The sequence below is a fragment of the Micromonospora sp. NPDC007230 genome, from assembly GCF_042869115.1.
In the GTDB taxonomy this organism is placed as follows: Bacteria; Actinomycetota; Actinomycetes; order Mycobacteriales; family Micromonosporaceae; genus Micromonospora.
On record NZ_JBIAFE010000062.1, the window covers coordinates 1 to 7498 of the forward strand.

A 7498-nucleotide genomic window follows, 5' to 3' on the forward strand; every position below is an offset into this window, starting at 1 on the left:
GCCCACGCCGAATCGGCGACATCGTCGCCGCCGCGCTACACCTGACCCACTTCGAGTACAAATACCTACCGGAAAGTCGCTGAGATCACTTCAGTAGGCGTCGGCGTGGTGCCACGCCTCGGGCGGCAATGGGATGAACGTCGCCGGGTACTCGCGGGCCCAGACGCCCAGGTCGTGGTCCGATCGCGAGTAGTCCCGCGCTGGGCCATCGAAATCGCCAGCAGAAATCCGTTCGGCCACCTGCTCGATGATGGGTCTGAACCGGCCTGGAAGATCCGCAGCAGTCACCGGTCGAGTATGAAAAGCGGGGACGACGGCTGTACAGCCATCCGTACCGCCAAGCCGGCAGACAGACCGCATGATCTTTGAAAGACGGTGGTCGGCGGTCGCTTCCGCCAGCGGTCGGGGCAAGCACGCGGCGTGCCATTAGCGTGCCATTGGACGAGGACAACAAGGGCCAGCCAAGGCCACGCGGGACTGCCGAGACCAGGCCGCCAAGCCCATGGCCTGCCGGAGATCGACAATTCCCAAGCCGCCAGTCTGCGTCGATGAGGGACCATCGACCGATGCTGGCTTGCCTGGTGAATGACTGTGATCGCCCGGCCACACGTGGAGAGGCGTGGACCGGCGAACCGTTGGAGGAGATAGAGCAGTACCGGAAGGGGATCAGGCTTGAACTTGCCGTTAAGGACCTCGCGGTCCGCTTGGTGCTCTGCGACGAGCACGCCCAGGAGTTGACCGCCGCTGCGTGGGAAGCGGTGCTCTCCAAGCTCGACGGGTGGAGTTGGCAGCCGCTTCGGGGGATGAACGGCTGACCCCCGCTTGACCCCAGCGAGGGCTTCGTCTACCCCGACCCCGTCGCCGTCTGCATCGACCTCATCGTCTCCCCGGAACCCAAGACGGTGAAGAACCGCGTGCACGTCGACCTCGCCACCACCTCGGCGGCCCATCAGGCGGAGGTGGTGACGCGCCTGAAGGATCTCGGCGCAACACCCGCCGACGTGGGCCAGGGCGACGTCCCATGGACGGTCATGGCCGACCCAGAGGGCAACGAGTTCTGCGTGCTGGACCCCCGACCGCTCTACCGAGACACCGGACCGATCGCCGCGGTGGTGGTCGACTGCGCGGATCCGCGAGCCATGGCCCGCTATTGGGACCAGGCCATGGACTGGACCCTGCACGAGGTGACCGACCACAACGCGGTACTGCGCTCCGCCAAGGGCGTCGGCCCATATCTGCAGTTCATCCGCACACCCGACGTGAAGACCGGGTGGAACCGCGTCCATCTCGACGTCCGCCCATATCCAGGTGACGACCTGGAGGCCGAGGCGGCCAGACTGCGGACTATCGGCGCCACCGCCATCGACCTGGATGTCCCGTGGGCGGTCCTCGCCGACCCGGAAGGCAACGAGTTCTGCCTCCTCGCCCCAGGCTGACCCAAACCCTCGTCATCCGCGCACTACGGCCACCAGCCCGGGCTTTGCGACGCGCCCCAGTCCGAAGGTGCGAGGAGCGACCGTGGAATCTGCAAAGCGGGCCCGGCGCCGGCCTGGCGGCTTCCGGCCGGGGCGCCGGCCGGCCCACGAGCGGTCAGTTGTTCCACAACCAGTTCGCGAACAGCCCGCCACAGCACACGAGCGGCACAAGGAGCACCGCCACAAGCACAGCGATCTGTGCACCCACTTGCAGCCGATCGCTCAGAGGGTCGTCCTGGTCCACGACCGGAGTATGCCGCAGCGGGCCGGCCAACCCTTAGAGCCATCGATAAGCCAAGCCGGTACAGGCCCGCCATGGGTCATCCGTGTCGTTCGGCTGGTGACGCTCCACCTCGTCCCCGTGCGGGAGGCCGGACGTCTACGGCTGCCCGAGGAGGAAATCTCGCTTCAGCGCTTGCCGCCACGCTCAGATGCGGGTGCGGCGTACGGCTCCGGTCACAGCCGCTCCGGGGTCCGGATGCCCAGCAGATACAGCCCCTGCCGGAGCATCCGCGCGGTCAGGTCGCAGAGCAGCAGCCGGCTTTCCCGCAGCTCACCCCCGGCCCGCAGCACCGGGCAGCGCTCGTAGAAGGCGCTGAACGCCGCCGCCAGCCGGTACAGGTAGGCAGCCAGTTGGTGGAAGTCCAGAGTCCGCGCCACCTCGGCGACCACCCCGGAGAAGCCGAGCAGCTCGATGGCGAGGGCCCGCTCGGCCGGCTCGACCAGCGAGACCGCCGCGTCCGGCCGGGCCGCCGTCCCGGCCCGCCGGAAGATCGACCGGATCCGGGAGTACGCGTACTGCAGGTAGGGTGCGGTGTTCCCGTCCAGCGAGAGCATCCGTTCCCAGTCCAGCACGTAGTCCTTGTGCCGGTCGCTCGACAGGTCGGCGTACTTGATCGCGCCGATGCCGACGGCCCTGCCCACCTCGGCCGCCTCGGCCTCGCCCAGGTCCGGGTTGCGCTCCCGGGCCAGCGCGGTGGACCGGGCCACCGCCTCCTCCAGCAGGGCGACCAGCTTCACCGATTCACCGGACCGGCTGCGCAGCATCCGCCCGTCCGGGCCGAGGATCGACCCGAACCCCACATGCTCGGCGCGGGCCGGCGGGACCAGCCAGCCGGCCTGCGCCGCGGCCGCGTACACCAGCTCGAAGTGCCGGCGCTGCGGCAGCCCCACCACGTAGAGCAGCCGGGTCGCCCCCAGCGACCCGGTCCGGTGGCGGATCGCAGCCAGGTCGGTGGCGGGGTAGCCGTACCCACCGTCGGACTTGCGCACGATCAGTGGCAGCGGCTCACCGTCCCGGCCGGCGAAGCCCGGCGGGAAGACGCAGGCGGCGCCGTCGCTCTCCCGCAGCAGGCCGGCCCGGTCCAGGTCCGCCACCACCGGGGCGAGCAGGTCGTTGTAGCTGCTCTCGCCCCGGAAGTCCCGCGCGGTCAGGGTCACGTCTAGCAGCTCGTACACGGCGAGGAAGTAGCGTTCGGACTGCTCGACCAGCAGCCGCCACAGCCGCAGCGTCGCCTCGTCGCCGCCCTGCAGCGCCACCACCCGCTGCCGGGACCGCTCCCGGAACGCCTCGTCCGCGTCGAACTTGGCCCGGGCCGCCTTGTAGAACGCGTCCAGGTCGCCCATGGACAGCTCCTGTGCCGCCGCGGCCTCGCCCAGGTCGGCCAGGTGCTCGATCAGCATGCCGAACGGCGTACCCCAGTCGCCCAGGTGGTTGGCCCGGACCACCCGGTGGCCCAGCCACTCCAGCAGCCGGGCCGCCGCGTCGCCGATCACCGTCGACCGCAGGTGCCCGACGTGCATCTCCTTGGCCACGTTCGGCCCGGAGTAGTCGACCACCACGGTCTCCGGCTCGGCCGCCACCGGCACGCCGAGCCGGGGGTCGGTGGCCAGTGCGGCGACCAGGCCGCCCAGGGCACGGTCCGCGACGGTCAGGTTGAGGAAGCCCGGCCCGGACACCTCCGCCACGGCGCACAGGTCGCCGAGCTCCGCGCGGTCCAGCACCTCCGCCGCGATCGACCGCGGCGGCCGGCCGAGCCGCCGGGCCAGCGCCAACGCCGCGTCGGACTGGAAGTCCGCGCGCTGCGAGCGCCGCACCACCGGGTCCACCGGTAGGCCGGCCACCTTCTCGAACGCCGGCGCCAGCCGGTCGGTCAGCAGTTTCTCCAGATCCATGGGTACGCCGATCTCGCTCGGATCCGCCTCACGCGGATCTCCGGACGGGAATGCGGGCGGACCGAGGACGATCGGCGATGACCGGCGGCTCGATCCGCCGGTCGCAAGAGATGGTGCTCAGCGCAGGCGGTCGCGGGACCGCCGGCGTCGCAGCGCGCCGAGCTGGACGTCGGGGGACGTCGGCTGGTGGGCGTGCGCGCTGGTCATGTCAGCAGCCTAACCGGCCGGCCCGGGGGCGGCGCAAGCGCTCCTTCGGGCCGGCCGGCAGGTCGTACGCGAAAGCTCAGGCCGGCGTGGCGACGGCCTTGCGGTACCGCTCGGCCCGCCGCCGCACCTGGGTGTACGCGCTGGTCAACCCCATCGCCCGCCGGACCTCGACCAGGGTGCGGTGCACCTCGGCCCGAGTGCGCTCAGTGCCCTCGACGATCAGCTCGTCGACCCGGCCGCGGTCGGCCTCGAAGCGGGCCCGCCGCTCGCGGATCGGGTCGAGGAACCGGTTCAACGCGGTGGCCAGTTCCTCCTTGACCTCGACGTCACCGACCCGGCCGGCCCGGTACCGCGCCTTCAGCTCCTCGACCTTCGCCCGGTCCGGGTTGAACACGTCGTGGTACGCGAACACCGGGTTGCCCTCCACCGTCCCGGGCACGTCGGCGCGCACCCGGTTCGGGTCGGTGTACATCCCCATCACCTTGCGGCGGACGGTCGCCGGGTCGTCGGCGAGGCCGATCGCGTTCCCCTTGCTCTTGCTCATCTTCCCCTGGCCATCGGTGCCGACCAGGGCGGGCGTCTCCGACATGATCAGTTCCGGCACCGGGAAGACGTCGCCGTAGAGGTGGTTGAAGCGCCGGGCGATCTCCCGGGTCACCTCGACGTGCGCGGCGTTGTCCCGGCCCACCGGCACGACCTGCCCCTTCACGCAGAGGATGTCGGCGGCCTGGAGGACGGGATAGCCGAGCAGGCCGTACGGCATCTCCTCCTTGCCGGCGTCCCGGGCCATCTCCTTGAGCGACGGGACGCGCTCCAACCGGGGCACGGTGATCAGGTTCTGGAGGAGGGTGTTCAGGTCGCCGACCTCGGGGATCGCCGACTGGAGGTAGAAGGTGGCGCGGTCCGGGTCGACGCCCGCGGCGAGGATGTCGGTGACCATCTCACGGGCGTTGCCGGCCACCTGCTCGATGTCCTCACGGGTGTTCTTCGTGGTGAGCATGTGCAGGTCGGCGATGATGAAGAAGCTCTCGTACCGCTGGTGCAACTGCACCCGGTTGGCGATGCTGCCGACGTAGTGGCCCAGGTGCAGTCGCCCGGTCGGGCGGTCGCCGGTGAGCATCCGTGCTGCGGACATGGTGGTACGCCTTTCGTGCCGAGAGAACGGTGGAAGGACGCGCGGGCGCGCGGGAAGAGACCCGGGGCGGACCCGGATCAGTGGAGGCGGCTCGTCAGAGCGCGAACCGCCATCGCCCGCCGGCGCGGAACCGCAACCCACCGGCACGGAGTACGTCGAGGATCTGCTCCCGACCGTCATCCACACGGGCCGGAAGAACCGGAGCAGCAGCCGCCGGGAGACCGTTCTCGGTCTCCGGGGCGAGGGTGCTCGGCCGGACCATGCCGACAGGTTAGCCGGTCGGCGGCGGTCCTCGCCGCCCTGGCTGAGCGCGGTCACCGGATCACCCGGGGTCCGCTCAGCGCTCGCGGTAGCTCTCCGCGTAGTAGCTGCCGACCTGCTCCTGGTAATCAGGGCGGCGGAAGTCGTCCGGCTCGAAGGCCGGCGAGTGCTTCACCTGCTCCCGGGTGCGGTCCACGTGCACCGCGCGCGCCAGGTGGTCGACCCGGGCCACCGTGCCCACCGGCAGCAGCACCTTCCGGCCGAAGATCCAAGGCCCGGTGTCCACCACGAGACAGTGGGCCCCGGCTTCCTCGCTCGCCTGGTCGACCGACCCGATCCGGCCGTCGGTCGCCTCCACCCGGTAACCGGTGAGGTCGATCGGGGTGCCCGGGCCGGGTGCGTCGGGACCATCGGCACCCGCCGACTGCTGCTGCGGCACGTCGTCCGGGCCGGTCTCGTCGTAGCCGCCGGCGAGCGCGGCCGGGTCCCGCCAACTCCACGGATTGAACGGCTGCATGGTCCACCTCCGCTGTCGTCGTCGACAGAAACTCTGCCCGCACGTCGAATCGCCGAAACATCAACGCAATTTTCGGTTCATCATTTCCGGTTTCTGCGAGATACCTCATAATCGGCGCCCATTCCCCGGGCAGCGTGCTCCTCCGCAGGTGGCACCGGGTGAACCCGCCCGTCAGCACACCCGGAAAGAGCTCGGAGTGTTCGCCGGGCACATTCGGTCCGGCCGACCGTTCCGGCGATTCTGGTCCCGCGTCCCAGGTGTCGAGGAAAGGAAGCGCAGATGCAGCGGGCAATTCGACGAATCGGAATCGGGGCGGCCGCGGTGGCCGTGCTGGTCGGGCTGGCCGGGACCGGGGCGAAGGCCGCCGCGGGCAACCCGTACACCGCCCAGGGGCTCTGCGGGCCCGGCTTCGTCAGCGTCGACCAGGACCCCATCCGGAACGCGACCACCGGCGAGCGGCTCGGCACCGTCCACCTGCTGCGCAACCCCTTCACCGGGTACGGGTGCACGGTCACCCTGAAGTCGGCGTACCTCGGAAGCCTCACCAGGACCCAGGTCTACCTGGATCCGGAGCTGATCCCCTCCTTCTCGGTCGACGACGGCAACCGGCTCTACGCCGCCGGCCCGGTCTACGGGTATGTGGGCACTGGTTGCGTGATCTGGGGCGGCGCCATGGCCGACGCCTCGGGCACCCTGCACCGCCACGACCGGGCGAACCCGGCCATCGGCGGCGCCGTCACCTGCTTCTGATGCCGGTCGTGGCGCGGACCCGTTCCAGGATGGCTGCCTGTCGGGTGGGGCGGGCCGGGTGCCCGCCCTCACCCGGCGCGGGCCGGCACGCAGCTGGTCCCGCGCCGGAACGGGCCGCCGGTCATGGCGACGCTGGCATACTGGCCTGCCATGGTGCTGTCGCGTGGCTGGTCGCTGTTCCTGGTTGGGGTCGGCGTGTGGACCTGGGTGATCTGGCCGAGGTTCGCGGTCGCCATCTGGAAGGACCCGCGCTCCTGGTCGACCGGCACGATCGGCGAGGGCACCCCAACAAGCTTCCTCTGGGTGCACGCCCTGCTGATCGCGGGCTCGCTGGCGATCGGCACCACCGTCGGAGTGCTCGGCGTCAGGGGCTGGCTCGCGGCTCGCCGGGGTCGTTCCACCGCCCGAAGCGCCGGTGCGGCTCCGGATGTCCCGCCCGGAACCCGGGTTGGACAGGGAAGATAGTCCAACGATGATGATGTGACGCGGGACGCCACCCGCGGATTTGACGATCAAAGCCGAAGACGCGTAACTTTCTCTCTGCCAGCGCGGAACGGACGAAACAGGGCGAAAGTCCTGAAGGCCGGAGCGCAGGAACGACGACCAGGCTCGGATGGTTGACACCATCGGATCTGGACCGGGCGGGGCTCGCCAGAAACGCCGCAGGGCGGATTTGGTGGAGCGGAAGCGACCGGGTAAGGTTGTCGACCGGCAGGGCACCGGGCGAGTTCGCGGTCACCGCGACGGCCGGCCTGCCAAATCCGATGATCGAGCGCAGCGGTTCGCTGCTGTGCGAGTTCAGCGGCGCCAACCCGTACGAAGCACGACAGACCGGGACACACGGTTTGACACGGCGGAGACGGTGAGGTAACGTAGTAAAAGTGCCCGGCGCGAGAGCGGCGGTCGCGGTGAACGAAATGCCCCGGACAGGGTCCTGCATGATGCGGGGTTGCTGGATGGTGTGTGGTTGTTCTTTGA

General features: G+C 70.2%; 8 protein-coding genes and 1 pseudogene. 4 read left to right on the forward strand and 5 right to left on the reverse strand.

Annotated elements, in window-relative coordinates; genetic code table 11:
• Positions 1 to 90: 90 nt before the first annotated feature.
• Complete coding sequence (locus ACFYML_RS36360; protein WP_387424973.1) at positions 91 to 288, reverse strand: hypothetical protein; 198 nt, start codon at positions 286 to 288, stop codon at positions 91 to 93.
• 278 nt (positions 289 to 566) lie between these two features.
• Between ACFYML_RS36360 and ACFYML_RS36365 the strand changes: the two genes are divergently transcribed.
• Both ACFYML_RS36365 and ACFYML_RS36370 read left to right on the forward strand, forming a co-directional pair.
• On the forward strand, positions 567 to 815 hold the full coding sequence (locus ACFYML_RS36365; protein WP_387424974.1) for a hypothetical protein: 249 nt from the start codon (positions 567 to 569) through the stop codon (positions 813 to 815).
• A 6-nt stretch (positions 816 to 821) separates the two neighbouring features.
• Positions 822 to 1436 (forward strand): annotated as a pseudogene (locus tag ACFYML_RS36370) (VOC family protein); the annotation flags it as partial.
• 154 nt (positions 1437 to 1590) lie between these two features.
• Here the strand turns inward: ACFYML_RS36370 and ACFYML_RS36375 are convergent.
• From ACFYML_RS36375 to ACFYML_RS36390, 4 genes are all read right to left on the reverse strand, one after another.
• Positions 1591 to 1719, reverse strand: a complete 129-nt coding sequence (locus ACFYML_RS36375) for a hypothetical protein (protein WP_387424975.1) — start codon at positions 1717 to 1719, stop codon at positions 1591 to 1593.
• Between the two features lie 212 nt (positions 1720 to 1931).
• Positions 1932 to 3650 carry an arginine--tRNA ligase gene (argS, locus tag ACFYML_RS36380; protein ID WP_387424976.1) on the reverse strand — a complete coding sequence of 573 codons (1719 nt, stop codon included), beginning with the start codon at positions 3648 to 3650 and terminating at the stop codon, positions 1932 to 1934.
• A gap of 283 nt (positions 3651 to 3933) precedes the next feature.
• A complete protein-coding gene (trpS, locus tag ACFYML_RS36385) occupies positions 3934 to 4992 on the reverse strand; it encodes a tryptophan--tRNA ligase (RefSeq protein WP_387424977.1) in 1059 nt (352 codons plus the stop codon).
• 337 nt (positions 4993 to 5329) lie between these two features.
• Positions 5330 to 5770, reverse strand: a complete 441-nt coding sequence (locus tag ACFYML_RS36390) for a PRC-barrel domain-containing protein (protein WP_387424978.1) — start codon at positions 5768 to 5770, stop codon at positions 5330 to 5332.
• Between the two features lie 279 nt (positions 5771 to 6049).
• Here ACFYML_RS36390 and ACFYML_RS36395 point away from each other — a divergent pair, with 279 nt between their 5' ends.
• A complete protein-coding gene (locus ACFYML_RS36395; RefSeq protein WP_387424979.1) occupies positions 6050 to 6520 on the forward strand; it encodes a hypothetical protein in 471 nt (156 codons plus the stop codon).
• A gap of 150 nt (positions 6521 to 6670) precedes the next feature.
• Positions 6671 to 6985 (forward strand): SCO4848 family membrane protein, encoded by a 315-nt coding sequence (locus ACFYML_RS36400; RefSeq protein WP_387424980.1) that lies wholly within the window; start codon positions 6671 to 6673, stop codon positions 6983 to 6985.
• The last annotated feature ends 513 nt before the right edge of the window (positions 6986 to 7498 follow it).